Source organism: Streptomyces sp. NPDC036813 (assembly GCF_055609245.1).
In genome coordinates, this window is sequence record NZ_JBVJPV010000002.1 from 368,542 (window position 1) to 394,871 (window position 26,330).

General features: G+C 72.7%; 25 protein-coding genes. 14 read left to right on the plus strand and 11 right to left on the minus strand.

All coding sequences use genetic code 11. The features are described 5' to 3' along the window. The first annotated feature begins 38 nt into the window (after positions 1-38). A complete protein-coding gene (locus tag ACZ67Q_RS05765; protein ID WP_471176860.1) occupies positions 39-2,408 on the plus strand; it encodes a glycoside hydrolase family 65 protein in 2,370 nt (789 codons plus the stop codon). Positions 2,409-2,732: 324 nt separating this feature from the next. Here the strand turns inward: ACZ67Q_RS05765 and rpsN are convergent, their stop codons facing one another. Together rpsN and rpmB are read right to left on the minus strand one after the other, a co-directional pair. Next, positions 2,733-3,038, minus strand: coding sequence for a 30S ribosomal protein S14 (gene rpsN, locus ACZ67Q_RS05770; protein WP_471176863.1), 306 nt, complete (start codon positions 3,036-3,038; stop codon positions 2,733-2,735). Beyond that, positions 3,038-3,274 (minus strand): 50S ribosomal protein L28, encoded by a 237-nt coding sequence (rpmB, locus tag ACZ67Q_RS05775; protein ID WP_471176866.1) that lies wholly within the window; start codon positions 3,272-3,274, stop codon positions 3,038-3,040. The genes rpsN and rpmB overlap by 1 nt, the downstream gene beginning before the upstream one ends. A gap of 82 nt (positions 3,275-3,356) precedes the next feature. Here rpmB and rpmG point away from each other — a divergent pair, with 82 nt between their 5' ends. From rpmG to ACZ67Q_RS05810, 7 genes are all read left to right on the plus strand, one after another. Beyond that, positions 3,357-3,521 carry a 50S ribosomal protein L33 gene (gene rpmG / locus ACZ67Q_RS05780; RefSeq protein WP_471176869.1) on the plus strand — a complete coding sequence of 55 codons (165 nt, stop codon included), beginning with the start codon at positions 3,357-3,359 and terminating at the stop codon, positions 3,519-3,521. A 5-nt stretch (positions 3,522-3,526) separates the two neighbouring features. Beyond that, positions 3,527-3,784 (plus strand): type B 50S ribosomal protein L31, encoded by a 258-nt coding sequence (locus tag ACZ67Q_RS05785; RefSeq protein ID WP_471176871.1) that lies wholly within the window; start codon positions 3,527-3,529, stop codon positions 3,782-3,784. Positions 3,785-3,789: 5 nt separating this feature from the next. Beyond that, a complete protein-coding gene (locus tag ACZ67Q_RS05790) occupies positions 3,790-4,944 on the plus strand; it encodes a CobW family GTP-binding protein (protein WP_471177715.1) in 1,155 nt (384 codons plus the stop codon). Positions 4,945-5,216: 272 nt separating this feature from the next. Continuing rightward, complete coding sequence (locus ACZ67Q_RS05795) at positions 5,217-6,248, plus strand: permease (protein ID WP_471176873.1); 1,032 nt, start codon at positions 5,217-5,219, stop codon at positions 6,246-6,248. Next, on the plus strand, positions 6,245-6,973 hold the full coding sequence (locus ACZ67Q_RS05800) for a TIGR03943 family putative permease subunit (RefSeq protein ID WP_471176876.1): 729 nt from the start codon (positions 6,245-6,247) through the stop codon (positions 6,971-6,973). Before ACZ67Q_RS05795 ends, ACZ67Q_RS05800 begins: the two co-directional genes overlap by 4 nt. Positions 6,974-7,027: 54 nt before the next feature. Then, the gene (locus ACZ67Q_RS05805; RefSeq protein ID WP_471176879.1) at positions 7,028-7,264 is read left to right on the plus strand and encodes a hypothetical protein; all 237 of its coding nucleotides are present in this window, start codon (positions 7,028-7,030) and stop codon (positions 7,262-7,264) included. A gap of 878 nt (positions 7,265-8,142) precedes the next feature. Further along, positions 8,143-8,901, plus strand: coding sequence for a bestrophin-like domain (locus tag ACZ67Q_RS05810; protein ID WP_471176882.1), 759 nt, complete (start codon positions 8,143-8,145; stop codon positions 8,899-8,901). 15 nt (positions 8,902-8,916) lie between these two features. On the opposite strand, the gene ACZ67Q_RS05815 is transcribed toward ACZ67Q_RS05810, so the two are convergent. From ACZ67Q_RS05815 to ACZ67Q_RS05825, 3 genes are all read right to left on the minus strand, one after another. Then, positions 8,917-10,323 (minus strand): oxygenase MpaB family protein, encoded by a 1,407-nt coding sequence (locus tag ACZ67Q_RS05815; protein ID WP_471177718.1) that lies wholly within the window; start codon positions 10,321-10,323, stop codon positions 8,917-8,919. 98 nt (positions 10,324-10,421) lie between these two features. Further along, positions 10,422-11,159 carry a polyprenyl diphosphate synthase gene (gene uppS / locus ACZ67Q_RS05820; RefSeq protein WP_471176884.1) on the minus strand — a complete coding sequence of 246 codons (738 nt, stop codon included), beginning with the start codon at positions 11,157-11,159 and terminating at the stop codon, positions 10,422-10,424. Between the two features lie 304 nt (positions 11,160-11,463). Then, complete coding sequence (locus tag ACZ67Q_RS05825) at positions 11,464-11,772, minus strand: hypothetical protein (protein ID WP_471176887.1); 309 nt, start codon at positions 11,770-11,772, stop codon at positions 11,464-11,466. 357 nt (positions 11,773-12,129) lie between these two features. Here ACZ67Q_RS05825 and ACZ67Q_RS05830 point away from each other — a divergent pair, with 357 nt between their 5' ends. Next, complete coding sequence (locus ACZ67Q_RS05830; RefSeq protein WP_471176890.1) at positions 12,130-12,300, plus strand: hydrophobic protein; 171 nt, start codon at positions 12,130-12,132, stop codon at positions 12,298-12,300. Between the two features lie 285 nt (positions 12,301-12,585). Here ACZ67Q_RS05830 and ACZ67Q_RS05835 read toward each other — a convergent pair whose 3' ends face one another. After that, positions 12,586-13,110, minus strand: coding sequence for an SRPBCC family protein (locus tag ACZ67Q_RS05835; protein WP_471176893.1), 525 nt, complete (start codon positions 13,108-13,110; stop codon positions 12,586-12,588). Between the two features lie 226 nt (positions 13,111-13,336). On the opposite strand from ACZ67Q_RS05835, the gene ACZ67Q_RS05840 reads away from it, so the two are divergent. From ACZ67Q_RS05840 to ACZ67Q_RS05850, 3 genes are all read left to right on the plus strand, one after another. Beyond that, on the plus strand, positions 13,337-15,625 hold the full coding sequence (locus ACZ67Q_RS05840) for an ATP-binding protein (protein ID WP_471176896.1): 2,289 nt from the start codon (positions 13,337-13,339) through the stop codon (positions 15,623-15,625). Positions 15,626-15,815: 190 nt separating this feature from the next. Beyond that, complete coding sequence (locus ACZ67Q_RS05845) at positions 15,816-16,976, plus strand: AraC-like ligand-binding domain-containing protein (RefSeq protein ID WP_471176899.1); 1,161 nt, start codon at positions 15,816-15,818, stop codon at positions 16,974-16,976. Positions 16,977-17,040: 64 nt separating this feature from the next. Continuing rightward, positions 17,041-19,842: an ATP-binding protein gene (locus ACZ67Q_RS05850; protein ID WP_471177720.1), complete on the plus strand. Its 2,802-nt coding sequence runs from the start codon at positions 17,041-17,043 to the stop codon at positions 19,840-19,842. Positions 19,843-19,846: 4 nt separating this feature from the next. On the opposite strand, the gene ACZ67Q_RS05855 is transcribed toward ACZ67Q_RS05850, so the two are convergent. Further along, positions 19,847-20,827, minus strand: coding sequence for an alpha/beta hydrolase (locus ACZ67Q_RS05855; protein ID WP_471176901.1), 981 nt, complete (start codon positions 20,825-20,827; stop codon positions 19,847-19,849). Between the two features lie 273 nt (positions 20,828-21,100). On the opposite strand from ACZ67Q_RS05855, the gene ACZ67Q_RS05860 reads away from it, so the two are divergent. Beyond that, a complete protein-coding gene (locus ACZ67Q_RS05860) occupies positions 21,101-22,060 on the plus strand; it encodes a helix-turn-helix domain-containing protein (protein WP_471176903.1) in 960 nt (319 codons plus the stop codon). Positions 22,061-22,457: 397 nt separating this feature from the next. Here the strand turns inward: ACZ67Q_RS05860 and ACZ67Q_RS05865 are convergent, their stop codons facing one another. Continuing rightward, positions 22,458-22,934 carry a hypothetical protein gene (locus ACZ67Q_RS05865; protein WP_471176905.1) on the minus strand — a complete coding sequence of 159 codons (477 nt, stop codon included), beginning with the start codon at positions 22,932-22,934 and terminating at the stop codon, positions 22,458-22,460. Positions 22,935-22,984: 50 nt separating this feature from the next. Next, positions 22,985-23,545 (minus strand): DinB family protein, encoded by a 561-nt coding sequence (locus tag ACZ67Q_RS05870; protein WP_471176906.1) that lies wholly within the window; start codon positions 23,543-23,545, stop codon positions 22,985-22,987. A gap of 116 nt (positions 23,546-23,661) precedes the next feature. On the opposite strand from ACZ67Q_RS05870, the gene ACZ67Q_RS05875 reads away from it, so the two are divergent. Continuing rightward, positions 23,662-23,928, plus strand: coding sequence for a DUF6199 family natural product biosynthesis protein (locus tag ACZ67Q_RS05875; protein ID WP_471176908.1), 267 nt, complete (start codon positions 23,662-23,664; stop codon positions 23,926-23,928). Between the two features lie 12 nt (positions 23,929-23,940). On the opposite strand, the gene ACZ67Q_RS05880 is transcribed toward ACZ67Q_RS05875, so the two are convergent. Together ACZ67Q_RS05880 and ACZ67Q_RS05885 are read right to left on the minus strand one after the other, a co-directional pair. Next, on the minus strand, positions 23,941-24,828 hold the full coding sequence (locus ACZ67Q_RS05880) for a TetR family transcriptional regulator C-terminal domain-containing protein (RefSeq protein ID WP_471176910.1): 888 nt from the start codon (positions 24,826-24,828) through the stop codon (positions 23,941-23,943). Between the two features lie 14 nt (positions 24,829-24,842). Beyond that, positions 24,843-26,213 (minus strand): flavin monoamine oxidase family protein, encoded by a 1,371-nt coding sequence (locus ACZ67Q_RS05885; RefSeq protein ID WP_471176913.1) that lies wholly within the window; start codon positions 26,211-26,213, stop codon positions 24,843-24,845. Between the last annotated feature and the right edge of the window lie 117 nt (positions 26,214-26,330).

Consider the following 26,330-nt stretch of genomic DNA (forward strand, 5'->3'; position numbering starts at 1 on the left):
TCCGGGCTTTTCGGACGGAGCGGCGAAGGGGAACCCGCATGACGGCCTGGACCTGGGAGTACGACGGATACGAGCCCGTGGGCGAACGCCTGCGTGAGTCGCTGTGCACGCTGGGCAACGGCTGCTTCGCCACCCGCGGGGCACTGCCCGAGTGCGACGCGGACGACGTGCACTACCCGGGCACGTACACGGCCGGTTGCTACAACCGGCTCACCTCCGTCGTGGCCGGGCGCCGCGTCGAGAACGAGGACATGGTCAACCTCCCCAACTGGCTGCCGCTGCGTTTCCGACCGGAGGGGGGAGCGTGGCTCACGCCGGACACCGCGCCGGTGATCGGGCACCGTCAGGTGCTCCACCTCGATTCGGGGCTCCTGGAGAGGGTCACCCGGTACGGACTCGACGGGGGAGGCACGCTGTCGGTCCGCCAGGAACGCCTCGTCCACATGGCCGATCCGCACATCGCCGCCCTGCGCACCGCGTTCACCGTGGACGGGGCGCAAACGGACCTCGAAGTGGAGGCGGCCCTCGACGGCGGAGTCACGAACGCCGGAGTGCCCAGGTACCGCGGCCTGGAAGGGCGCCACCTGACCCATGTGCACACCGGCTCCGTGGGGCAGGACACGGTATGGCTGCGCTGCCGTACCATCACCTCGGACATCCGCATCGCCATGGCCGCCCGGCTCACCTCGGACGCGCCTGTCACCGACGCGCACGAAGGCGCTCGTGCCGTGCAGCGGGTGCGTCTCCTGCTGGAACCCGGCGGTACCCGGACCGTGGACAAGACCGTCGCGCTGCACACCTCACGCGATCCGGCGATCAGCGATCCGTTGCAGACGGCCGTGGATCGCGTGACCGCCGCACCCGGGTACGGGGAACTGCTGGAATCCCATCTCACGGCATGGGACCAGCTGTGGCGCCGGGCGGAGATCGACGTCACCGGGGAGCCGGGCGACATCCTGCGTCTGCACCTCTTCCACGTCCTGCAGACCTTGTCCCCGCACACCGCAGACCTCGACGTCGGGGTACCGGCCCGGGGACTGCACGGCGAGGCCTACCGCGGGCATGTCTTCTGGGACGAGGTGTTCGTACTGCCCTATCTCAATCTGCACTTCCCGGAGGTCTCGCGCGCCTTGCTGCGGTACCGTCACCGCCGCCTCGACCGGGCTTGCGCGGCAGCGCGGGCCATCGGCCGACGGGGGGCGTTGTACCCGTGGCAGAGCGGCAGTGACGGGCGTGAGGAAACCCAACGGCTCCACCTGAACCCGCGATCGGGGCGCTGGCTGCCGGACCACACGCATCTTCAGCACCACGTGGGGTCCGCGATCGCGTACAACGTCTGGCAGTACTGCGAGGCGAGCGGCGACACGGAGTTCCTGCACACCAAGGGCGCCGAGATGCTGCTCCAGATCGCGCGTTTCTGGGCGGACTCCGCCACCTGGGACGAGGACTTGGGCCGGCACCGCATCCGCGGCGTGGTCGGCCCCGACGAGTACCACGAGGCCTGTCCCGGGGCGGCTGCGCCGGGCCTGGACGACAACGCCTACACCAACGTGACCGCCGCCTGGGTACTGACCCGGGCGCTGGAGGTGCTGCGGGCCCTCCCGGCACCCCGTCGGCGTGAGCTCTTCGAGCGCACCGCCCTGGACACCGGTGAGTTGGAGCAGTGGGAGGACGTCTCCCGCACCTTGCACGTCCCCGTCCACAACGGTGTGATCAGCCAGTTCGATGGCTACGGCGATCTGGCGGAACTCGACTGGGACGGCTACCGCAAGCGGTACGACGACATCCGTCGGCTCGACCGGATCCTGGAGGCGGAGGGCGACTCCGTCAACCGCTACAAGGCGTCCAAACAGGCCGACGTGCTCATGCTCGGCTATCTCTTCTCGCCCACCGAACTCCGGGCCGTGTTCGACCGGTTGGGGTACGGCTTGTCCGAGGAGACCTGGCGACGCACGGTCGACTACTACCTGGCCCGTACCAGTCACGGCTCCACGCTCAGCGGCCTGGTGCACGGCTGGATCCTGGCCCGGGACCGGCGGGTTGAAGCATGGCCCTTCTGCCTGGAGGCCCTCAAGAGTGACGTGGCCGATCTTCAGGGCGGGACGACGGGCGAGGGCATCCACCTGGGCGCGATGGCCGGCACGCTGGACCTGGTGCAGCGCGGCCTCACCGGTCTGGAAACGCGGGAGGGGGCCCTGTGGCTGGCCCCCGTCCCTTTGCCGGAGCTCTCGTCGTACGGCTTCTCGCTGCACTACCAGGGGCACTGGGGTGTACGGCTGCGGCTGGAGAGCGGCCGACTGGAGATCAGCGTCCCGCCGTCCGACCTGCAGCCCATCGTCGTACGGCTGCCGGACCGCACCGTCTGCGTCCCGCCGGGGAAAACGGGTCGGCTACTGCTGCCCGACTGACCCCCGGACGGCCATTGACGGGCTGCAGAGGCGTGTGCTGGACGTGGGGGAGGAGGTGGGCCTGCGAGTCTTCGGCCCACCGCAGCCCGCGCAACTCCACCGACGGGTCCAGGAGTACTACGACTGCTGGACGAGGGAAGCCGCCCCTGCCTACCAGGAGGACGTCCGGCAATACATCGCGTCGGTTGCCGCGCTCGCGCGATCAGCGGCCGTCAGGAGCAAGAAGGCCAAGCCGACCCGATGACACCGGCCTTGGCTCCAGGGCCGGCCCTGGAGCCGCGGCATCCCCGTGACCCCGCGCAACGCGCACGCTGCCCGCACCGCTCACCAACTGCTCTTGGTCACTCCGGGCAGCTCACCGGCGTGGACCATCTCGCGTACCCGGATGCGGGACAGGCCGAAGGCGCGCAGGTGGCCTCGGGGCCGTCCGTCCACGGCGTCCCGGTTGCGCAGGCGGGTGGCGCTGGCGTCGCGGGGCTGCCGTCGCAACTCCCGCTGCGCCGCGGTGCGTTCGTCCTCGGGACTGCGGGGCGACGAGATGATCGCCTTCAGTGCGGCGCGCCGGGCGGCATGACGCGCCACGACAAGGCGCCGCTGCGCATTCTTCGCGATCTTGCTCTTCTTCGCCATCAGACCTTCCCTCCCCGGGCACGGATACGGGCCACCGCGGCCTCGATGCCGATCAGGTCGACCGTCTTGACGCCCTTGGCGGACAGGGTGAGCCGGACGTGGCGACCTTCGCTCGGCAGCCAGTAGCGCTTGCGCTGGATGTTCGGGTCGAAGCGGCGCTTGCTGCGCCGGTGCGAGTGGGAGATGTGGTGACCGAAGCCGGGCTGGCGGCCGGTGAGTTGGCAGTGCGCGGACATGGGTTCCTCCTCTGTGGGTCGACGAGGGCAGCACACTACAGCTAAGTGAAAATGAAAACCAATCTCGTGTATGGTGCCGACCATGGCTCGTGACGAACTCCGCCCGATCATCAAACTGAGGTCCACCGCCGGCACCTGCTACACCTACGTGACCCGCAAGAACCGCCGTAACGACCCCGACCGGCTGACCCTGCGCAAGTACGACCCGATCGCCGGCCGCCACGTCGACTTCCGTGAGGAGCGCTGAGAACCGTGAAGCCCGGGATCCACCCCGCCTACCGGCCGGTCGTCTTCCGCGACCGGGCCGCCGACTTCGCCTTCCTCACCCGCTCGACGGCCACCAGTGACAGGACCGTCGAGTGGGAGGACGGCAACACCTACCCCGTCATCGACGTCGAGATCTCCTCGGCGAGTCACCCCTTCTACACCGGCACCCAGCGCGTCCTGGACACGGCGGGGCGGGTCGAGCGCTTCGAGCGGCGCTACGGACGTGGGCGAGGTGAGCGGTGAGCGAGCTGCCCGTCGCGATCGTCGCGGGGCTGCATGCCGATGCCCGCCGGACGGCCGTCGAGGAGATCCTGCGGACGGTCCCCGGCGCGGTCGCGCTGCACCACGATCTGACGTCCGCCGCCGACAGCGCCGTACACCGCACCGTACGCGACGCCGACGGTCTGCTGGGCCGTGGCGACGCCCCCCTGGTGAACGACTGCGCCTGCTGCGCGCTGCGTGAGGACCTGGTACCCGAACTACTGCGGCTGGCCGAGGACGGCAGACACCGGCCGGCCGTCGTCGAACTGTGGGACTCCGTCGAGCCACAGGCGATGGCAGCGGTGATCGCCGCCGCGGCCGCGCCGCTGAAGCTGACCGGCGTCGCCACCGTGGTCGACCCGGCCCTCGTCCTGCCCTACCTCTCCAACGGTGACGACCTGGCCGACGTCGGTCTCGCCGCCGCCCCGACCGACCGGCGCACCGTCGCCGACACCTTCGCCCGGCAGTTGGAGCATCCCACGGTGATCGCCGTCGTCGAGGACGGTCCGACCCGGGAATGCGGCGAGAGTGCCGACGACACCGACCATGCATTGCTCGCCCAGCTCACCCCGGGCGCGCGGAAGGTGCGCGTGGACAATGCTGCTCTGGGACCCGCTCTGCTGGCGGGCTTCGACGTGGCAGCGGCCGCCGCCCGCCTGCACCCGGCGTGCGCGCTGCTGCCGCAGGACTGCGACGAGCACGGGGTGACCAGCTTCGTCTGGCGACGCACCCGGCCCTTCCACCCGCAGCGCCTCTACGCCGCACTGGAGGAGCTGACCTGCGCTGCCGCCCGCAGCCGTGGGCGCTTCTGGCTGGCCGACCGCCCGGACACGCTGCTGTCGTGGGACGCAGCGGGCGGCGCCCTCTGCGTGGAGTCGGGCGGCCCCTGGCTGGCCGCCCTGCCCGACGCCGCATGGGAGATGGTGCCGGCCGAACGCCGCCTCGCCGCCTCCCTGGGCTGGCACCCCGAGCACGGCGACCGCTGCCAGTACCTGACCTTCACCTCACCCGGCCTGGACCGTGACGGTCTGTCGGCCCTGCTCGACGCGTGCCTCCTCACCGACGACGAGTACGCGGCAGGCAGAGAAGGATGGAAACAACTCCCGCATGTCTTCGACGACTTGCTCGACCCGGTGACCTGAAGGAAAGGATCGACACCATCACGCCCCGACGGGTGAACAGCGGACGGGACCTCGCGAAGCGACAGCGCGCCGGCCCGCTGGACGCGGCCGGTATCAGCTACCTCGACTACGAGGAGACCGTACCCGGGTGCCGTTGTCACCGTGGGTGACGAGGCTGATCACCGCCATGCGAAGGCCCTCCTTGCTCCCCGCCGCAGCGGGACCGGCGTGTGTGCGGGGCTGAGGGCCGTCTTCGACTTATGGTCGGTCAGACGCTGACATCCGGAGTGAACATGCAGAAAACGGATGAAATGGTTGATCGAGCGGCGGGAACGGCAGTCGCCGCCGTTCCGGCCGCACCCCGCCTCCGGCCGCGGTGGCCCGTGCGAGCCGCACTCGCGGGGACCGCAGGCGTGGCGGCCGTGCTGCTTCTCGCGGACACCGGGTGGCTGAACCACCCGGCCGTCCAAGCCTGGCGCACCGTCTGCCTGGCCATCACCGTCCAAGCGCTGCCCTTTCTCCTGCTGGGCACGGCCTTGTCCGGCGCCATCAACGCGTTCGTGCCGGCGGAGCTGTTCACGCGCTTGCTGCCCAAGCGGCCCGCGGTCGCCGTTCCGGTGGCAGGCGTCGCAGGGGTGGTACTGCCCGGCTGTGAGTGCGCGTCCGTTCCCGTGGCGAACAGCCTGATCGGCCGCGGGGTCACCCCGGCCGCCGCCTTCGCCTTCCTGCTCTCCGCTCCGGCCGTCAATCCCGTCGTGCTGACCGCCACCGCCGTCGCCTTCCCCGGCAACCCCGCCATGGTCGCCGCTCGCCTGCTGGCCTCGCTCGCCACCGCCGCCGTCATGGGCTGGTTGTGGCTCTGGCGTGGAAGGGAGGAGTGGCTCAGGCCCACCGCCCGGCACACCGGGCACCACCCGGGGCACAGCCGCCGGCGGGAGTTCGTGGAGGGCTGCCGGCACGACTTCCTGCACGCCGGCGGCTTCCTCGTCCTAGGTGCCATGGCCGCGGCCACCTTCAACGTCGTCGTGCCGCGTTCCGTCCTGGACACCTTCTCCGCCTCGCCCTGGCTGTCGGTGCTCTTCCTCGCCGGGCTCGCCGTCGTCCTCGCCGTCTGCTCGGAGGCCGACGCCTTCGTCGCGGCGTCGCTCACCGGCTTCTCGCCCACCGCACGGCTCGCCTTCCTGGTGGTCGGGCCGATGGTCGACCTGAAGCTGATCGCCCTTCAGGCGGGAACCTTCGGCCGGGCCTTCGCCTGGCGCTTCTCCACGGCGACCACCGTGGTGGCGGTCGCCGCGAGCGCCCTGATCGGAGGGGTAGTGCTGTGAAACGCCCCGCACAGGCACTGCTTCTGGGCCTGACCGGCATCGGCCTGCTGCACGCGGCCCTCTTCACCGATCTCTACCTGCGCTATGTGAAGGAGGGGCTGCGCCCGCCGCTGATCGTCTCCGGGGTTGTGCTGTTGCTCCTCGCTCTGGCCAGCGCGGTGAGAGCCGAGAAGCACACCGGACACGCCGGCCACGTGCACGGCCACGACCACTCCCGTGTGCCGGGCGTCGCCTGGCTGCTGTTCTTCCCGGCCCTGAGTCTGCTCCTCTACTCCCCGCCGGCGCTGGGCGCGTACACGGCGGCGCGGTCCAACGACAAGGCGGTCAAGGAACAGAAGGCGTTCGATCCGCTGCCCGCGACCTCACCGCTGCCCATGACCCTCGGCGACTTCACCGCCCGGGTCCAGCAGGACCGCGATCGAAGCATCAGGGGCCGCGCCATTCAGATGACCGGCTTCGCCACCCCGGCTGGGCACGGCGGCGGCTGGTATCTGACCCGGATCATCTTCACGTGCTGCGCCGCCGACTCGCAGACCGTCAAGGTGCGGATGTACGGCACGCAGGCACCGCCCGCCAACACATGGCTGGCCGTGACGGGAACGTGGCATCCCCGGGGCACACTCGGCACGAGGACCGCGGAAGCCGCCCTCGACGTCCGCAGCACCAAGCACGTTGCCCCACCGGTCAACGCCTACACGGACGACCTGCCGCTCGTGCCCTCCTAGGCGACACCGCGGGGGCCTCGTCATGCTCTGGCGGCAGCCGGGTAGTTGAGGGACATGACCCTGCCCAAACCGCTGAAGACCGTGTTGCTCGTCGCGTTGACGTACGGGTGCATCGTGCTGATCATGCGCTACCGCAGGGACGGCATGGACTGGGGTCCGGCACTCCTGATCGGCCTGCTCGCGACGCCGCTGGCGCTGCTCATGTCGTGGGGGCGCAACCACCTGATGACCGCGGCGCGAGGAGCGGGTGAGCGGGCGCGGGAACGCCGCCGCCGGGGCTCGGCCGACTGAGCCACCGAGGCCTGGGGCGCCCGGTGTGCCGTTCGGGGGACGGCGTGCGTGTCCCCTGCCCACCCATGATCGTTACGTCCGGTGCCGCCGCAGGGCGGCGGCACCGGGTCCTTGCAGCGGACCCGGCAGCGAGACGCAACCGGGTGTGGTGACCGCAGGGAGTCGCTGGTGGGAGGCTGGATCAGTGTCGGGTTCGGGGCAGTTGCCGCTCTGTGTCCGTTTCCCCAGCACGGTGACGTCGGCGTGATCGTCGACCACACGTCGACGGCCGGGCGGGTCGTCGTATGCGCTCCCGACGTATGGATCGATGTGCGCGACGGCGAGACCGCGGCCGGACCGCCGTGCCGGCCGCCTGCACCCGCGCCCGCCCTCTCAGAACTGTCGACACCGTCCGCACCGCCCTCTTCGGTCGCGGAGCCGCCCCGGTCCGCGACCCGAGGTCCGCGACGGCAGAACCCCATGGACCGGCTCCGGGTTCCGGCGGAGCCGCCTCGACATCAACCGGCCCCGCCGGCCACGCCCGAAAAACCCGCGCCCGAACCCGCAGCCGCGCCCGAACCCGCGCCCGCACGTCCCCTCGCCCTGAAGCCGGCCGTCGCGCGCACGTCACCGAAGGTGTTCCGGTGGCTGCCCCGACGGCACTACACCGGCGGCCCGCGGCGGCCGGTCCGAGCGGGGATGCCCACCACGATGTCCACCGTCGTCGTCACCACCCCGGCCATCCTGGCCGCGGCCGCGTTGCGCCCCGCTTCCCGCCGCCGCAGCCGACGCTGACCGCCCGCCGCGACCGCCCACCGCGACCGGCCGTCGCGGCAATCGCGGACGGACGGCCGCACCCCGTCCGCCCCAATCACCCCATTCCTACCTGGAGTTGCGCTGTGCCCGAGTGGCTCGTCTACACCGTGGCGTCCGTCCTGGTGTGCCTTCTCGTCATCGTCGCCACGGTCGTGCGGCACCGCCGCGTCGCCGACGACGAGGACACCTCCGAGACCCCGGACGTGCTCGAGTACATGGTCATGATGGTGGGAGTCGTCTACGCCATCGTGGTCGGCCTGGCCATCGCGGGCGTATGGGAAGCCCGCGGCGCGGCCGAGGACACCGTCCAGCGGGAGGCGCAGGCCCTGTACGAGGTCGACCAGCGCCTGGACGTCTATCCGGTCGCCTTCCGCACCCAGGTGCAGCAGCACATCGACGACTACACCCGGCACGCCGTCAGCACCGAATGGCCTGCCATGCAGGACGACAAGCCCGTCGATGCCTCCGGCGCCACGCTGCTGCGGCGCATCCGCAGCGACATCGCCCACCACACGCCGACCGACGAACTCCAGGCCCAGGCCTACCAGCCCCTCCTGGACCAGGTCGCCGCCGCGGACGACGCCCGCCACCAGCGCCTGGACAGCGCAGGCACGACCTTGCCGGGGGCGGTCTGGTTCGGCCTCGTCGCGGGCGGCGTCGTCACCCTCGGTCTGCTCTACACCCTGCAGATCCGCCGCTCCACCCGCGAACTCCTCCTCGCCACCGCCTTCAGCGCGCTGGTGGTCTTCCTCCTCTTCCTCGTCTGGAGCTTCGACGCCCCCTTCGGCCACTCGGGAACGGAATCCGCCCAGCCGTTCACCGACCTGCTGACCAACCTCTGAGAGCGCAGGCGGCGGTCAGGCGTCCGCGAGGAGCGGGTCGTACGCGGTGGAGCTGCGGCGGCCGGACATGAAGGACAGGAAGTCCTTGACGAACGCGCTGCGGGTGTACGCCACCTCCGTGCCGGCCGTGTCGCGCAGGAATGCGGTGTGGAACAGGGTGCGGTATTCGGCGGCGTCGATCGTCTGGTCGCCGTCCTTGTCGGTGGCGTCGAAGAGGACTTCCGCGACCTTGATGAGCGCCGGGCCGGCCAGTGAGGGGACGGCCGCGGCGTACTCGTGGACGCTGATGCGGCCGTCGCCGTCGGTGTCGAGTGCGGACTGCAGTTCACGCCACCAGTCGGCGAACGCGTTGTAGAGCCTGGTCTCCTCGGGCTCGTCCAGGTCGAGGCGACCGGACAGCTCCCGGGCCATCGCCGCGAGGTCGGGCCAGTCGAGGTACCCGTTGCCGGTCTGGTCCAGCACCTCCGCGAAGAACTCCTCGGCGCTGCGCTGCATGCCGTCCGCGGCCGGCTCCGGTTCCGGGGGAAGGGGGGTGATCAGCCGGATCAGCGCTCCGGCCCGCTTCATCTTGTCCCGCAGGGCAGTGATCGTGCGTGCTCGCGGGTCGTCGCTGTCGGGGGAGAGGGCGAGCAGGTCGGTGATGCCCTCGGCCGAGACCCACCCCTCCGGCAGAAGGCGTGCCAGTCCGACGGCCAGGTAGGCCCCCTGCATCAGGGTCTGGGTGCCCGGCAGCTCGGGCAGGCCCGCCCGGCGGCGGAACGGCTCGGGCAGGGACGCCACGGTGATGGCCCCGATGACGGGGCCGGCGACCGCACGGCCGGCGGCCCAGAGGGTGGGCAGGCCGTGCAGCAGCGGCGGCGCCGGGAGGTGGTCGAAGAGCTTGTAGAGGATGATGCGCATCGCCTCCGTGTTCTCCAGCTCCTCCTCCACCACCCGTTCGTAGTAGCTCCAGAACTCGTGCAGGGAGGGCGGCAGATGACCCCCGTCGTCGCCGAGGGCGGCGAGGTACGCCCGGAACTGCGCGTACAGCTGCTCCGTCTCCTCCTGGTCGAGGGGCTGCCCGCTCATCCGGCACATCGTGACGGCACTCTCGAACAGCGTGGCGACCACCCAGGCACGCACCGCCGGGTCCAGCGCGTCGTACGGACGGTGCCGGGCGTCGGTGCCGTTCAGCCGCGCGTGCAGCCGGTTGAGCCGGGCCGCCTCCCGCTCCCGGACGTGATCGTCGGGGCCGAACATGCGCTGCAGGCTCAGTAACGTGTTGCGCAGCCGGCGCCACGGATGAGTCACGAACGTGGAGCTGTCGAGCAGGGCGGCACCGATCTGCGGGTGTGCCGCCTCCAGTACGGTCGCCCGGATGATGGCGAGAGCCCAGCGCGGGTCGTCGAAGAGTTCGCGGAACCGCGAACCGGGCCCGAGCAGGCCCCGCGCCCCCGGCTCGGCACCTGGTCGCGAAGAGTGCCCGTCGCGCTCCGTCGCGCCGGCACTGGTGCTGTCGGGCGAGCCGCTGTCTGCGTGGGTCACCGTAGGGGGTCTCCGTTCTGGTGCGGGAGCACGCCGCCGAAGCGGCGATCGCGTCGCTGATAGGTCTGCAGGCACTCGAGGAAGTGCGGTGCGCGGAAGTCGGGCCACAACACCGGTGGGAAGACCCATTCGGCGTAGGCGACCTGCCACAGCATGAAGTTGGAGATGCGCTGCTCCCCGGACGTCCTGATCACCAGATCGACGTCGGGGGTGTCCGGGAAGGGCAGGTGCGCGGCGAAGTGCTCCTCGTCGACGGCCTCGGCGGGCACGCCGCTTCGGATCAGGGAGCGTGCCGCCTCGACGATGTCCCTGCGCCCGCCGTGGTCGAAGGCCACGGTCAGCGTCATGCCCCGGTTGTCGCCGGTCAGCGTCATCAGGTCTTCGAAGTCCCGGGCCAGCGCCGGGGGGACGCGCGGATCGGTCACGCCGAGGAAGCGGCAGCGGATCCCGCGCGCATGCAGCAGAGGTGCGTGTTTGCGTACGACGCGGCGCACCAACTGCATGAGGAAGTCGACCTCGGTGTGCGGCCGACGCCAGTTCTCGGTGGAGAACGCGTACAGGCTCAGCCATCCGACTCCGGCCGAGCGGGCCGCCTCGATGACGTCGATCACCGACGTCTCGGCGGCCCGGTGCCCCGACGTCCGCGGCAGCGAGCGCCGTGCGGCCCAGCGTCCGTTGCCGTCCATCACGCAGGCGACGTGACGGGGCACCTCGAGCGGTGGGTCAGTGTCCACACCGGGGGAGGGGACGGCCCCGACCGCATGCCGATGTGTCACATCCGCCCCCCCATGAGCCGACTGTGGTCCCTCTTCGTGATCACTCTCAGCAGGGTGCCAGCGCAAGACCCGCCAGGCAGTCCCCGCTGCGGTACTTCACCCTTGGTACGCCTGTACGACGTCGGGACGCACAACGGTCCCCGGCTCCCGGAACGCTGCCCGGGCGGCCGGAGACCGCAGCTTGCGTTGGTGCTCTCCAGCTCTGTGCCTCAACTCCCGTCGGCCTGCTCATGCTTGCGGAGCCGGCCCCGGAAGCCGAGGTTCAGATCTTGATCCCCCACGCCTGCACCGGCGTCCTGAGGGACGAGCGGTAGGACGAGCAGTAGGCGTACGAGGTGGTGCCGGATGCGGCGGCTGCGCCCTGTGCGATGCGGCCGTTCTTGCACTTGGCCGCGGCGATGAACGTGCCGCCCGTGCACTTCACGCCCGCCGTGTTCCTGTCGTGCCACACCAGCTTGCAGCTGAACGCCTTGGCGCTCGCGGGAGCGGCGGTCGCCGCTCCCGTGCCCGCGGCCGCACCCGACAGAGTGAGAGCGGCGACGGTCAGGACACCGGCCAGCCTGCGCTTCATGGTTACCCCCTTGTGGTCGTTGCCGGAGGTCATCCCGGCTGGGACAAGAACTTACGCAGCCTGGACGGACGCCACATCAACCGTCCGTTGGCCCTGTCGTAAACCCTCGCGGTAGCCGCGGGCCGACCGCTGCCGTACCACGGACGGTGGACCGCGCGCCGACGGACACGAGGCGCGGGACGGCGGTTCCTCCCCGTATGGGGGAGTGGCACCACGACCTCGCCCGTTCGGATGGCCGTGCTCGCCGTGGGGCGTACACGTCGCGCCCGTATGCCCTCCACCTCGTGAAAGTAACGCGCCGATCGGGTGTTTGTCGGGGCGGGAGCAGAGCACACGACGGCCAGGAGGTTGATAACGATGGTTCCCCTGCTTCTGGTTCTGCTGCTGGCTCTGGTTCTGTTCGGTGCGGGCTTCGCGCTCAAGGCCCTGTGGTGGGTCGCGGTGATCGTGCTCGCGGTGTGGCTGCTCGGTTTCGTGGTCCGTCCGGCGGGCGGCGGCGGCCGCCGGGGTCGCTGGTACCGATGGTGATGACCGGTACCGCGCACTGAGCGGTTCGCGGACGGCGTCACAGGCGACGGCGCCCGTGGGGTGGGTCGGCCCGGAAGGGCCGGCCCACCCTTTTCTTGTGCGTCCCGGGCGATGTCGAGATGGGGCCGTCGGGCAGAACAAACCGGGCGTACGGCTTGGTTGGGGCGTACCGGGCGGGCCGGCGGGTACTGGAGGGCGAGTCGGCCCCCGTGGACTCCGCAGTGGGAACCTGCGCCTCCTGGTTCACGGGGGCCGATGCCGCGGCGCAGGAAGGCGGCCCCCGGTTCAGTCGCGCGCCGCGCCGCCGGGGGTGGCCGGCTCCCGGGGCGCGGCCAACTCCGCCAGGTGGCGCAGCGAGTTGCCGAGGTGCTCGGGGCCGAACGGCGGGAACCGGATGCCTCGCGCCCGGATGTACTCCGGCACCGCCGGCCAGTCGTAGGTGAGCGTGACCTCCGTCTCCGACTCGGTCGGACCGAGCGGCTCGAGGTCGTACCGCCAGAGCCAGCCGCCGAGTTCCAGGCTTCCGTCGTCGTTCTCCTGCCCGGTCAGCCAGCCGATGACGTTCGGCTGGTCGAGCACTTGGACCTGGTTGACCACCTGGTAGTCGCCGTTCGGATGGCCGGAGTGGTACATCGCCATCCGGAAGATCTGTCCCACCTCGCTCAGCGGTGCCGGGTCGACGGGCTCCTGGACCCATCCGGTGCCGTCGATCGACGCGTGGGTCTTCGGGTCCGCCAGTACCGCGAACACCCTGGCCGCGGGTGCGGGGACCGTCAGGGTGGCGCTCACGTGCTCCTGGTCCGGCTCCATGGGGCTCACGCTCCTTGTGATCTCGTCCCGGGCCTCCTGCGGACGCGGGACGTTCCCCCTGCCGACCCCGCTGCGGGGCGGAACTCATCGGTCCCTGTCGCGTGACCCGCCCCGCTCCGTGCACGGGTCCGCCCCGAAGTGAACAGACCGGCCGGCCTTCTTGATCAAAAGCACTTCCGACATCTCCTACAATGTTCAAGTAATAGGGCGGGTGGAAGGGGCGGATATGTCCGCGCACGACGGGGCCTTCGGGCCGCTGCTGCGGGAGATGCGACTGGCGAAGTCGTTGACGATCGAGTCCTTGGCGGACGCGTCCGGCGTCAGCGTGCGCGGTATCGGTGATCTGGAACGCGGACGGCGGGCCGCCCCGCAGCGGCGGACGGTCGCCGCGCTCGCGGACGGGCTCGGCCTCGACGACACCGAGCGGGAACGGCTGCTCGCCGCCGCCCGGCTCGGCCGTAGCCCCGGATACAGCCCCGTCGGCGTGCGGTCCTTCCCCCGCGGCATCGACGACTTCGTCGGCCGCGCGGACGAACTCGCGGAGCTGGAGAAACTCGCCGAACCGCCCGCGGAAGACGGCGCCGGAGCAGGAGGCGGCGCCACGGACGCCCAGCCCGTCGTCGTCACCGTCCACGGCGCGCCCGGCACCGGCAAGACCACCCTCGCGCTGCGCGCCGCCCGCCGGCTCGCCGACCGCTTCCCGGACGGTCAGCTCATGCTGGACCTGCGGGGGACCGACGACACCCCGCCGGCCCCCTCGGAGCTGGTGGTCCGGGTACTCAAGGCGTTCGGCGTCCCCGACCGCGACCTGGCCAAGTCGGGGCCCCAGGCCCATCCCGCCCTCTACCGCCAGGTCCTCGCCGACCGCCGCTGCCTGCTCGTCCTGGACAACGCCCGCGACGAGGCGCAGGTACGCCCGCTGCTGCCCGGCGCCGGCCACACCCTGGTCCTGGTGACCAGCCGCCGTATGCTCACCGGACTCGACGGCGTGCACCGGTTGCCGCTCGGCCGGCTCGACCCCGCCGAGTCTGCAGCCTTCCTCACCGCCCTCGTCGGCGAGGACCGTGCGACGGCCGGACCGGAGGCGCTGCACGAGGTCGCCCGGCTGTGCGAGCATCTGCCGCTCGCCCTCCGGGTCGCGGGCAACTGGCTGGCGACCCGCACCGGTTGGAGCCTGCGCCGGCTCGCGGACCGGCTCGCGCACGAGGAACGGCGGCTGGACGCGCTGTCTGCCGGTGACATCCGGGTGGCCGGCGCATTCGACCTGTCCTACCGCCAGCTCACGCCCACCGCCGCCCGCCTGTTCCGGCGCCTGTCCCTGGTTCCCGGACCCGACGTCGGCGCGGCCTGCGCGGCCCGGCTCACCGGCCAGGACCTCTACGACGCCGAGGACACGCTGGAGGAACTGGTCGAGGCCGGCCTGCTCGGCACCAACGGCGACCGCTACCGGCTGCACGACCTGCTGTGCCTGTACGGCCGCGCCCGGCTCGCCGCCGAGGACAGCGACGACGACGTCGAGCGGGCCCGGCGGTCGATGAACCGCTGGCTGCTGGAGACGGCCGTCGTGGCCGGCCGGTGGTACGAACCCGACCACGGCGCGCCGCCCCCCACCTGGCAGGGCGCCGTCGACCTCTCCAGCGCCGACAAGGCACGCGAGTGGCTCCAGGCCGAAGCCGTCAACTGGCTGGCCGCCCTGCACGCGGCGGCCGCGGACGGTGAGCACGCCACTGTCGTCGAGGTGGCCGAGTCCCTGCACTGGTTCTCGGACCAGTGGATCTTCTGGGGACACTGGCCGGAGGTCTTCCGCGCCGCCGCACACTCCGCCGAAGCGCTCGGCGACCCGCTGCTCGAAGCCACCCAGCTCAACTACTACGCCTGGGCCGTGCTCCTGTGCGAGGGCCGGCCCCGGGACAGCCTGGAGCACTCCGCCCGCGCCCTCGCCGCCGCCCGGCGCGCGGGCGACCGCATCCAGCAGGCGTGGGCGCACCAGTACGCCGGGTGGGCACACAACCTGCTCGGAGAGCGTGACCAGGCCTTCGACCACACCGCTCAGGCCATCGCCCTGTTCGAGGCAGCGGGCGACCTGCACGGCGTGTTGCAGGCCCTGCTCGCCCGCGCGCTGGACCTGCAGGGTGCCGGGCGCGACGAGGAAGCGGTCGAGCTGTACCGGCAGTCCCTCGCGCGGCTCGACGCGGCAGCCGACGCGGTCCAGCCGCACATCGCCGCCGTCACCCGGGGCAACGCGCTGGCCGGCCTGGGCCGCAGCCTCGGCCGGCTCGGCCGCCGGGAGGAGGCGGTGGAGCACCTGCGGGCCTCGGTGGCACTGTGCCGGGCGGACGGCAACATCGCCCTGGAAAGCCGCTATCTCCTCGCGCTCGGTGACGTCCTCCTCGGCGCAGGCCGCGTTGCCGAAGCGCGTGAGGCGTTCACGCGCTGCATCGCCCTCGGCTCCGGCTCCGATCCCCAACGGGTCGCCGAGGCCCACTCCCGGCTCGCCCGCCTGGACACGCGGTGACCGCGGCCGCCGCCCGGCCGCAGGCGTCCCCGCCACCCTACGCGGGCCCGCATGTCACGAGTTGCCTGTGCGCGCACGGCCCTGTTCCGTACGCGCACACCCCGGCACCGCATCTTTCTGCCTGGAGAGTGCCTGGTGCCGGAACGGGCCCACCTGGTTGATTGCTGCCGAGGAGAGAGGGGAGAACCAGGTGGACCTCGTGCTGTCGACGGACACGGTGCCCGTCGGGGACGGACTCGACCGCTGGCGCGCCGCACTGGGCAGCGTCCTGCTCCCGATGGCCGTGACACCGCATGGCACCGGCCCCCTCGCCGGCCGCATCACCGGCCGCCGCCTCGGACACCTGCGCGTCTGCTCCCTGCGGGCCGACGGCCAGCGCGTCAGCCGCAGAGGGGCGGGGGAGGCTCTCGTGGCAATCGTCGTCCTGACGGCGGGCACGGCGACCGTGCTCCAGGACGGCCGGCATGCCGCCGCGGGCGCTGGTGACATGCTGGTCTACGACACGGCACGGCCGTACATCCTCGACTTTCCCGACCGGTTCGCCTGCCACATCGTCCACCTGCCCCGCCGCGGGCTGGACGTCTCCGACGACGACCTGCGCCACCTGACGGCGACCGCGATCAGCGGCACCGACGGCGTCGGTGCCGTCCTCAGCCCCTTTCTCGTACGGCTCCTCGACTCGGCCGGCTCGTACGGCCCGGCCGTGGCCGCGCGGCTTGCGGCCGGTGTCGAGGACCTCTTCGGCACGCTGGTGGCCGAGCGCACCCCGCTCGGCGGCGCCGACAGCGGACGCGGTGAACTCGTGCTGCGCATCCGCGGCCACATCGACCGCCATCTGGAGGACCAGGCCCTGACACCGGAGACGGTCGCCGCCGCCCACCACATCTCCGTGCGCTATCTGCACCGGCTCTTCGAGGACGAGGGCATCACCGTCGCCCGGCTCGTCCAGCGCCGCCGGCTGGAGGAGTGCGCCCGCGAACTGGCCCGTGGCGGCGGGGCCGCGCCTGCCGTGGCGGCCGTGGCGCACCGCTGGGGCTTCGGCAACGCCGCCCACTTCAGCCGGGCCTTCCGCCGGATGTACGGCCACTCGCCGCGCGAATGGCGGCAGTTGAACACGTCGGGGCTGGTGCCGAGCCAGGTGCACGGGGACCGGGTGCAGGACGGGGCCACCTCTCCCGCGTTGCGCGTCGAGCCCACTGCCGCCGCCGCGCCGGTGTCCCGCGCCGGGGGCACCGTCCCCACTGCCGGTGCGGTCTCGCGTGCTGAGCGCACCGCCCCCGCCGTCGCTGCGGGGGCCCGGGCCGGGCGTACCGCCCCCGATGCGCGACGGGACGCGGACCGTGCGGCCTGACGCGTCCCCGGCGCGGGCCGCCGTACGCGACGCAGCCGCGACCGGGGTAGGCCCGAACGCCCTCCTGCCGTCGCCGTCCGCGTCGGCCTCGGGCCGCGCCGCAGAGGCCGGGTCGCCGGGCGCGCTCCCGTCCGCCGCTCCACAGCCTCGGCACCGCCCGGCGCTCGCCGGTCGTGCCTCCGAGCAGGCCTTGTTGCGCCGGGTGCTGGACAACACCCGTTCGGGCAGCGGCGGAACCGGCACGCTCCTGCAGGGCGCCCCCGGCCTCGGCAAGACAGCCCTGCTGGACTGGGCCCACGCCGAGGCGCGCGCCCTCGGCTTCACCGTGCTGCGCGCGGTCGGTTCCGAGGCGGAGGCCGGCGTGACGTTCGGCGCGCTGCACCAGTTGCTGTGGCCGCTCACGGGCCGTATGCGCGCACTGCCGGAGCCGCAGCGGCGGGCGCTGGCCTTCGCCCTCGGGGAGGCCGCGGAGCCCGTGCGCGGCGGCTTCCTGGTGGGTGCCGCCGTGCTGGCGTTGCTCGCGGGGGAGGCGCGCATGCGCCCCGTCCTGGTCCTCGTGGACGACCTGCAATGGGTGGACTCCTCCAGCGCGGCCGTGTTCGCGTTCCTGCAGCGCAGAACCGCCGAGGTGCCCGTCGCTCTCGTCGGCGCGGGCCGTCCCGAGGGCCCGACGACCGAGAACAGACCCGGTACCGTCGTCGACCTGACCGCGCTGGCCGGCGACGACGCCCGCACACTCCTGCGTACCCGGCACCCGCATCTGGCCCTCACCACCGCCGACCGGATCCTCCAGGAAGCGGCGGGCAACCCGCTGGCCCTTGTCGAACTGCCCGTGCACCTCCACCCCGACCAGGCGCGCGGCGTCATGCCGCTGCCCCGAAGGTTCCCGCTCGGACAGCGGCTGGAGCGCCTGTTCGCACCCAGGCTGGAGCGGCTGTCCGGCGACGCCGCCCACGTGCTGCTGTACGCGGCGCTGGGCGGGACGGCGGCGACGTGGGTGACGCCGGCTCTGCTGGACGGCCTCGACGCACGGCGCGCCGACGACGTCCTGGACGAGATCGAGACCAGCGGACTGGCGCATCTGGAACCGGACGGCCGGCTCACCTTCCGGCACCCTCTGGTGCGCGGAGCCGTGGTCGCCCGGGCGTCGGGACCCGAGCGCCGGGCCGCCCACCGCCGGCTGGCCGCCGCCCTGCCGCACGACGACCCGCGGGCGCTCGGGCACGAGGCGGACGCGACCGTGCTGCCCGACGAGGACCTCGCCGGGCGGCTCCAGGAGGCCGGCCGACGGCTCGCGCTGCGCGGCGGCGACGCCGAGGGCGCCCTCCTGCTGCACCGCGCGGCCGCCCTGAGTACCGCCCCCGCCGCCCGCGCCCGCCGCCTGACCTGGGCCGCCGCCATGGCCGCCCGCGGCGGACGGCTGCCGTACGCCGCGGGGCTCGTCGAGGAACTGCGCGGCGCGCCCGTCCCCGCCGACAGCGCACCGCTGTACGCCTACGCCGTCGTCTACGTCGACCAGAGCCACCACGTCGACTTCGCGTCGTCGTTCACCCTGCTCCCGCAGGCCCTCACCGAGCTGGCCCGGACGGGCTCGGATGCCGGGCCGTTCGGCGACCTCGCCGAGCAGGTCTACTTCAAACTGCTGCTGGCGACCGTCTACACGTCGGACCCACGCGGGTGGGCCGCCCTGCGGGCCCACCGGCACCAGGTCTCCGCGCTGGCCGACCTGTGCCGCCGCGCCTGGTCGGACCCGGCCCGCACGGCGCACGGCACCGGCACCGAACTGCGCGCCATGGCCGCCGCCATGAGCCAGGAACAGCAGGCCGGCGCGGCCTGGCTGCTGCTGTGGACGGCCGCCGCCATCGACATGGCCGACGCCTCGCTGTGGCGCCGCTTCCTGGGCCAGCACGCCTACGCCACCCAGGGCAGCATCGCCAAGGCCGGCGGCTACCAGAACTACCTGCGCGGCGACTGGGACCAGGTGGAGGTGTGCCTGCGCGAGGCCGAGGCGGCCGACGCCCTCGGCTACCACTGCAACGCCCTGCTCTTCCGGCACCACTACGCCCATGTCCTCGCCGGACGCGGTGACGAGGAAGCCCTCCTCGCGCTGGACGGCGCCATCCGGCCGCCGGCCGAGCGGGCCGGGATGACGTTCGTGACGGACCATCTCACCCACCTGCGCGCCCTGGCCGCTCTCGCCCACGGCCGCGACGAGGAGGCGTACGCCGTCCTGGCCGGTCTGACCCCGCCCGGCGTGCTGCCGGCCGGCCTGCCCTGGTTCCATCTGCCGTTCTTCGACTTCGTGGACGCTGCCCTGCGCACCGGACGGACCGGGGAGGCGCGGGCGCACGTGGCGGCAGGCGTCGCGGCACGCATGGGTGACATCTCCCCGCACCACGCGTTCCTGCTCGCCGCCGCCCGGGCGCTCGCCGCCACCGACGAGGACGCCGACGCGCTGTTCGAGGCGGCGTACGCCGTGCCCGGTGCCGACCAGTGGGTGTTCGACATGGCCAGGCTGCGGCTGGCGCACGGCGTCCGGCTGAGCGACCGTCGCCGTCCGCAGGCGCGGCAGACACTGGAAGGGGCCCTCAAGACCTTCCGTGCCCTGCGTGCCGCTCCCTGGGCCGAGCGTGCCGAGCGCGCGCTGCGTTCCACCACCGGCCGCGAGGGCGGCGCCTGCTCGCTCACCGCGCAGGAGCGGCGCATCGCCCAGCTCGCGGCGGACGGGCTGACCAACAAGGAAATCGGCGCGCGGCTCAGCCTGTCCCCGCGGACCGTCGGGGGACACCTGGCGAAGGTCTTCCCCAAGCTCGGCATCGCCTCGCGCGCCGCCCTGGCGCGGGCGATGGAGAAGGGGACGGCCTAGCGGCTCAAGCGGGCCAGGCGTGCAGGGCCTCGTGCAGGGTGTCGAGCAGCTGGGTGCGTGCCGCCCGGGCCGCGGGGGTGCCGCGCAGCCGCTCGAACAGCAGGAAGCCGTGCACGGTGCCGTGGTAGCGCATCGACACCACCGGTACCCGCGCCCTCCGCAGCCGCGCCGCGTATCTCTCGCCTTCGTCGCGCACCACGTCGGCCTCCGCCGTGATCACCAACGTGGGCGGCAGACCGGCGAGTTCGGCGTCCGTCGCCCGTGCGGGAGACGCCGTGGCGGTCAGCCGGTCGGCGGCCTCGGGGACGTACTGCCGCCAGAACTGGTCCATGGCCTCGCGGTCGAGGAAGTACCCCGTACCGAACCGCCGGTAGGACGCGGTGTCCATGCGGGCGTCCGTCACCGGGCAGACCAGCACCTGATGGGCGAGCCGCGGCCCGCCGCGCCGGTTCGCCAGCAGGGCCAGCGCCGCGGCGAGGTTCGCCCCCGCCGACACCCCGGCCACCGCGAGCCGGCCGCCGTCCAGTGCGCGCTCACCGCCGTGCGCGGCCAGCCACCGCGCCACGGCGTACACCTGCTCCAGAGCCACCGGAAACCGGGCCTCGGGCGGGCGGTCGTACGCAGGGACGACGACGGCCGCGTCCGCACCGAGCACGAGGTCGGCGAGCAGACCGTCGTGCGCGCTCGCGTCCGTGAGCATCCAGCCCAGGCCGTGCAGGAACAGCACCACCGGCAGCGGGCCCGCCACCCCCGACGGCCGCAGCACCCGCACCCGGATCCGGTCACCGCGCGGACCCGGCAGGGCCAGCCACTCCTCGTCCACGCCCGGCAGCCCGCTACCCGGGCCGACCAGCACCGCCGCCTCGGCGCGCGCCGGACCCGGATCCGCGCCGCGAGGCACCACGGGACAGCGGTGGCGTCGTACGAAGTCCTCCGCCTCCCCCTCCAGCACAAGGAAGCCGTCCGGCGGTCGATCGGCATTCACACGCGTACTCCTGACTCGCCGCGGTCTGTCGGCATGACGGATGCGTCGAACCGGTCAACGTGTCGCGCCCCGACGGCTGCCCGGCCGACCCTAGCCGCGGCCGTCCCGCCGAACACGCCGCGCGTGCACCGGGACATGCCCATGAGCGCACACGTCGTGCCACCCCTCACGAAGGACAGGTCATATGACCTAACCCCTCTCCGATGCGCCCGACCAGGCTGAAGACGGCACGTATCCGTCCCGCCGGGACCGGACGACAGAAAGGGGACCGCCGTGCAGGACGAGGTCAGCACAGCGTCGATGCCGGGGCCGGACCGAGCCCGGCAGTGGGAGCAAGCGGTACGGCCGCGGCTGGCACCCGTGGAGGTCACCCTGCCCTCGGGGGCCGCGGCGTTCCACGGCACGCTCGGCTCCGGCGACGCGGGGCGGCTGCGGCTGCTGTCCATGAGGGCGGCACCGCTGCGGCTGAGCCGCAGCGCCCCCGCGACGTCTGCCGCCCGAGACGACGGCGTGGTCCTGCTCGTCCAGGAGGAGGGCACCGGTGCCGTCCGGCAGGACGGCCGCGAAGCCGTCGTACGCGGCGGGCAACTGGCCCTGCTCGACCTGCGCCGGCCCTTCGCGCTGGACCAGCACACGCCGTTCCACCTGTACGCCCTGCGCCTGCCCGAGCGCGCTCTCGGCCCGTCCGCGCTGCACGTCCCGCACGTCACGGGCCGCGCCATCCCCGCGGCCGACGGTGTGGCGGCACTGCTGCGGCCCCTCGCCACCGACGTCGCTTCCGGTGCCGCCGCCCTCGCCGGCCATGTCAGGGAACGCCTCGGCGGCCACCTCGCGGACCTCGTGGCCACACTCGTCGACGAACAGGCGCGTGGGTACGGCAGGAGCGCACCGGACACCCCACGCGATCTGCTGATCGCCGAGATCCGCGCCCACATCGACGCGCGGCTGCGCGACCCGGCCCTGTCACCGGCACGCGTCGCCGACGCCCATGGCATCTCGCTGCGCCACCTGCACGTGCTGTTCGAGGACGAGGACACCACGGTGCACCGGCTCATCCAGCAGCGGCGGATCGAGGAGTGCGCACGCGAACTGCTGCGCCGCGCACGCGTCAGCCGCACCGTTTCCGCCGTGGCCCGGGGCTGGGGCTTCCAGAACGCGGCGCATTTCAGCCGGGCCTTCAAGTCCGTCTACGGCTGCTCACCCAGCGAGTGGCGTGAGGCGGGGGTGCGCTGAGCGCGTAGCCCGACCGGCCGGACGGGCCACGCCGGGAGCGACGGGCGCGGTAACCGCCCCGACCGCTCATCTCAAGTCGGCCCTCGCCACCGGCATCGGTCAGCTGCGCGCGACGGGGGTGTGAGGCAGGAGTGTGACGCAGCGAGCGTGCGGTGGAACCGGCCGGACTGCTCACCGCGTCGGGCGGTGGTACCGCATCGCCAGGTGCCGCGCGCGCCGGACCGGACGGGGTTTCCGGCTCGACCGCACCACAGCGGCGGCCAAGACTGCCGAGCAGGCGCAGCCCCACGGCCTGAACGCACGGCTGCGAGGCTCAGCCACAGCGGACGCCGTCCGGCCCACCGCGCCGGCCTCCCTCGCAGGTCTGCCGTGACCGCCGCCAGCACCTGTTCGCGGTTCAGTCCCAGGAGTTGAAGAGGACTCCGCCCAGCACGCGGATGCCGTAGAAGCGGACTTCGCGCCATTCACCTGGGCTGAGGACCGACGCGTCGACGTGTGAGAGGGGCATGGTGAGATGCGCGCGGTCGAGCACGGTGAAGCCGAGGTCGCGGAAGACATGAGCCCAAGCGGGCGGTTCGAGGAACTCCGCGGTGTACCAGTCCCGGCGTTCCGCGGCGAAGGCGACCCACGGGTGGTGGGCATGACACAGGACGACATGCACCCCGGTGCCCGCGACGACTGTCGCCGTGTGGAACGTGCGGGGGTGGACCTGCAGCTCCACCTCACCGACGGTGCCTCCGGCGACACGGGCGGCCCCGTACAGCGCGGTGCGGAACACCCGTAGGTCGGTTGCCGGGCGTGGGCCGTCCGCGGAATCGAAGAAGCCCGTGGCGCCCGGCGGGACGGTGAACCGAGTGACGGTGTCGTCGCCCATGGCGCGGAGAGCGGGGCCGCTTCCGCGGGCCCGGTCAGCCGCGCGTCCGGTCACTGTCCGACCCGTCCGTCCACGCACTCGCGCAGCAGGTCCGCGTGGCCGCAGTGACGGGCGTACTCCTCGATCCGGTGGACCAGCAGTTCCCGTACGGCGATCCGCTCCCTGCCGACGTGCTCGCCCAGGTCCGGGTACGCGGCCAGCGCGGCGTCGGTCGCGGCCTGCTCCCGCTCCAGATCGGCGAACGCGGCGTCGACCACGGCCTGTTCGCCGACGGCGTCGTCGAAGTCCGCGTCACGCTTGCCGTACAGCTTCGGCAGCGGGTCTCCGTCGGTGATCCAGTTGCGCCAGTCCCGCTCCACCTCGGCGAGGTGCCGGACCAGGCCGAGCAGGGACATCGTCGACGGCGGAACCGACCGCCGGGCCATCTGCTCCGGGCTGAGGCCCTCGCACTTCATGCGCAGCGTCAGGCGGTAGTTCGTCAGGAAGTCCTGCAGCGTCGGCAGCTCGCCGTCCGGACTCGGACCTTCGCTGTTGCGGGGGTCGTCGTCCGGATTCGCCCACATGTCGGGGTACACGGTCGCCTGGGTCCATCGCGCGGGTCGCTCAGTCATGCGGGGCATGATCCTCCACAAGTTCCGCCCTCCGCCACCGAGTTATCGCCCCTCCGCACCCCGCCTGGGCCGCCGGGACTCGTTTCGTGGGGAGCCGCCGGGGCATCCGCGTACGCATGTACCACGATATGACGGTGCGGGCGTCCTCCGGGGGTAGCGGGACGAGCCCGGTCCTCGTTCCGCTGCTGTGCCTCTTCCTGGTGATGGGGCTGATCCAGGTCCTGCGCCCGCAACTGCTGTGGCGGTTGAACAGACGGCTTCAGCGGGGCTGGGTGAAGGATCCCGAGGCGACCGAACCCACGGCGAAGGGGTATGCGGTGCAACGCGCGACGGGGGTGCTCTTCCTCGCCATGGCCACTTGGATCCTCATCCAGCAGTTCTGACGGGACGTGCGGTCAGCGCAGCGTGATGTGCGGCTCGAACGCGTCCAGCAGCAGTTCCCGCATACGGGCCGTCGACATGTCGCCCGTGCCGGCCAGCACCTGGATCGCCAGGCCGTCGACCATGCCGGTGAAGCGCGCGGTCAGGGCCTCCGCGTCGGCGCCCGCCGCCATCCCCTCCCGCTGGCAGGCGCGCACCAGGTCGAGCACGATCTGCCGCCAGCGGGCGTAGACGGCGCTCTGTCCGGGGCGCAGGGTCGGGTCGAGGATGGCCTCGTTCCACGACTGCACCCACACCGACCACTCCTCCACGTCCTCCTCGCCGGCCGGCAACTGCACCTCGATCAGCCGGCGCAGCTTCTCCACCGTGCTGCCGGCCGTGCGGAACTCGGCCTTCAGACGGGTGTGGAAGCGCTCGGCGTAGTACAGCAGGGCGGCCCGCAGCGCGTCGTCCTTGGTCGGGAAGTGGTAGTGCACGGTGCCCGTGCTGGTGCCGCACGCGCGGGCGATGTCGGCGACGCGCACCTTGTGGAAGCCGCGCCGGGCGATGAGGCGGGCGGTGGCCTCGAGGATCTGGGCCCGGCGCGCCTCGGCGTCCAGCGCGTCGGCCCGTCGCCGCGGGCCCGCGCCGGCGGCGCTCTCGCGCGGCACGGGAGGCCGTCCCGCGCCGGTGCGCAGATACCGCAGCGACACCTTGCCGACCTGCGCGATGGCCGCGACCTCGTGCTCCTTCAGGCGGCGGCTGCCGCGCAGCGCCTTGGACAGCGCGGTGGGGTCCATGCCGATGCGCTGGGCGAACTCCCGCTGACTGATCGGAGCCGACGTCACGACCAGCCGCGCCCGGTCCGCCAGGGTCGAGGCCCCGCTCTCGGCGTCCCCCGCCGGGCCGTGCGTCGCGGTCATGCTGCGTGGTCCCTTCAGCCGTCCGCCTGCAGGGAGGCGATGACGTCGTCGGCGGCGCGGTAGCCCGAGGATATCGCGCCGTCGATGTACCCGTTCCAGACCGTGGCCGTCTCGGTGCCCGCCCAATGAAGGGGCCCGGTGGGTTCCCGCCAGCCGCGCCGGCCGTAGCCGGTCCAGCCGCCGGGGGTGGTGTACGCCTCGTACCCGCCGCGGGCGAAGGCGTCCCGCGACCAGACCTTCTCGGTGTAGCCGACGGGCCGTGCCGCCCCTTCCCCCACCACGCGGCCGAAGCTCGCCAGCACGGCGTCCCGGCGTGCTTCCGGCGCGAGGTCCGCCCACCGGGTGAGCCGGTCCCCGTACACGAACCCGACGAGCACGCCGGGGGTGCCCGCGGGCGGGGAGTTGTCGTAGACCACGCCGACCGGCCCGTCGTCGTAGAGCGTGGCCGTGCCGGACAGGCCGAAGGCGCGCCAGAACGGGGTGACGTAGACGGCGTGGACCTTGGCGACGCGGCCCATCGGGCTGTGTGCCAGCCATCCGTCCCGGCTGACCGGAAGTCCGGGTGTGAAGCGGATGGCGCGGACCGCGTGCGGCGGCAGCGCCACGATCGCGCGGCGGGCCTCGACCACCGTGGACGCCGTGTGCACGCGGACGGTGCCGGCGTCGTACTGGAGCGCGGTCACCGCCTCGCCCAGCCGCAGCCGCTCGCCGAGCAGGTCCGCGACCGCGCGGGCGGGACCGGCGGCCCCGGCCGTGAAGCGGCTGTCCTGGGCGCAGCCCTGCGTCTCCATCAGCTGCTCGTAGCCCCCGGCGGCGGCGATGTAGAACAGCACGTGGAACAGCGAGATCTCGTACGGCTCCGCGCACCACACCCCTTGGACGGCGAGGGCCAGCCGGCGCCGGGCGTCCGGGTCCGTGGTGTGGGCCCGGAAGAAGGAGTCCGCCGTGCACGCGTCGAACTCCTCGAAGCGCGGGGTCCGCCAGGGGGCAACGGTGTCCACGCTCCGCGCGAGGTCGTCCAGGAGCGCGGTGACGCGGTGGTACTCCGCGATGCCGGGACCGTCGTCCGGCGCCGCCCCGGCGTAGGGGACGCAGGTGCCGTCGTGCCACACCTCGATGTGTTTGCCCGTCTCCCAGGTGGGGAACGTCCCGCAGCCGAAGCGGGCGGCGAGCGAGAGCAGATGCTTCTGCGTCGGACCGACCCACTGACCGCCGTGATCCAGCGTCAGCCCGTCGGCCCGGGGCTCGCTGAGCACGCGTCCCCCCACCCGGTCGGCGGCCTCCAGGACCGCGCAGTCGAGGCCCGCGTCCTCCAGTCGCAGCGCCGAGGCGAGCCCGGCATAGCCGGCTCCCACCACCACGACCTCGGTTTCGATCAGGTCCATCCCTGTCTCTTCCCACATGGCGGCCGAGCATGACGCAAGTCTGACGCATGAGTCAACGCTTGCGATTCATCCCGTCGGCGGCATTGACACCCCGCACCCGGTCCGCAACATTGACCG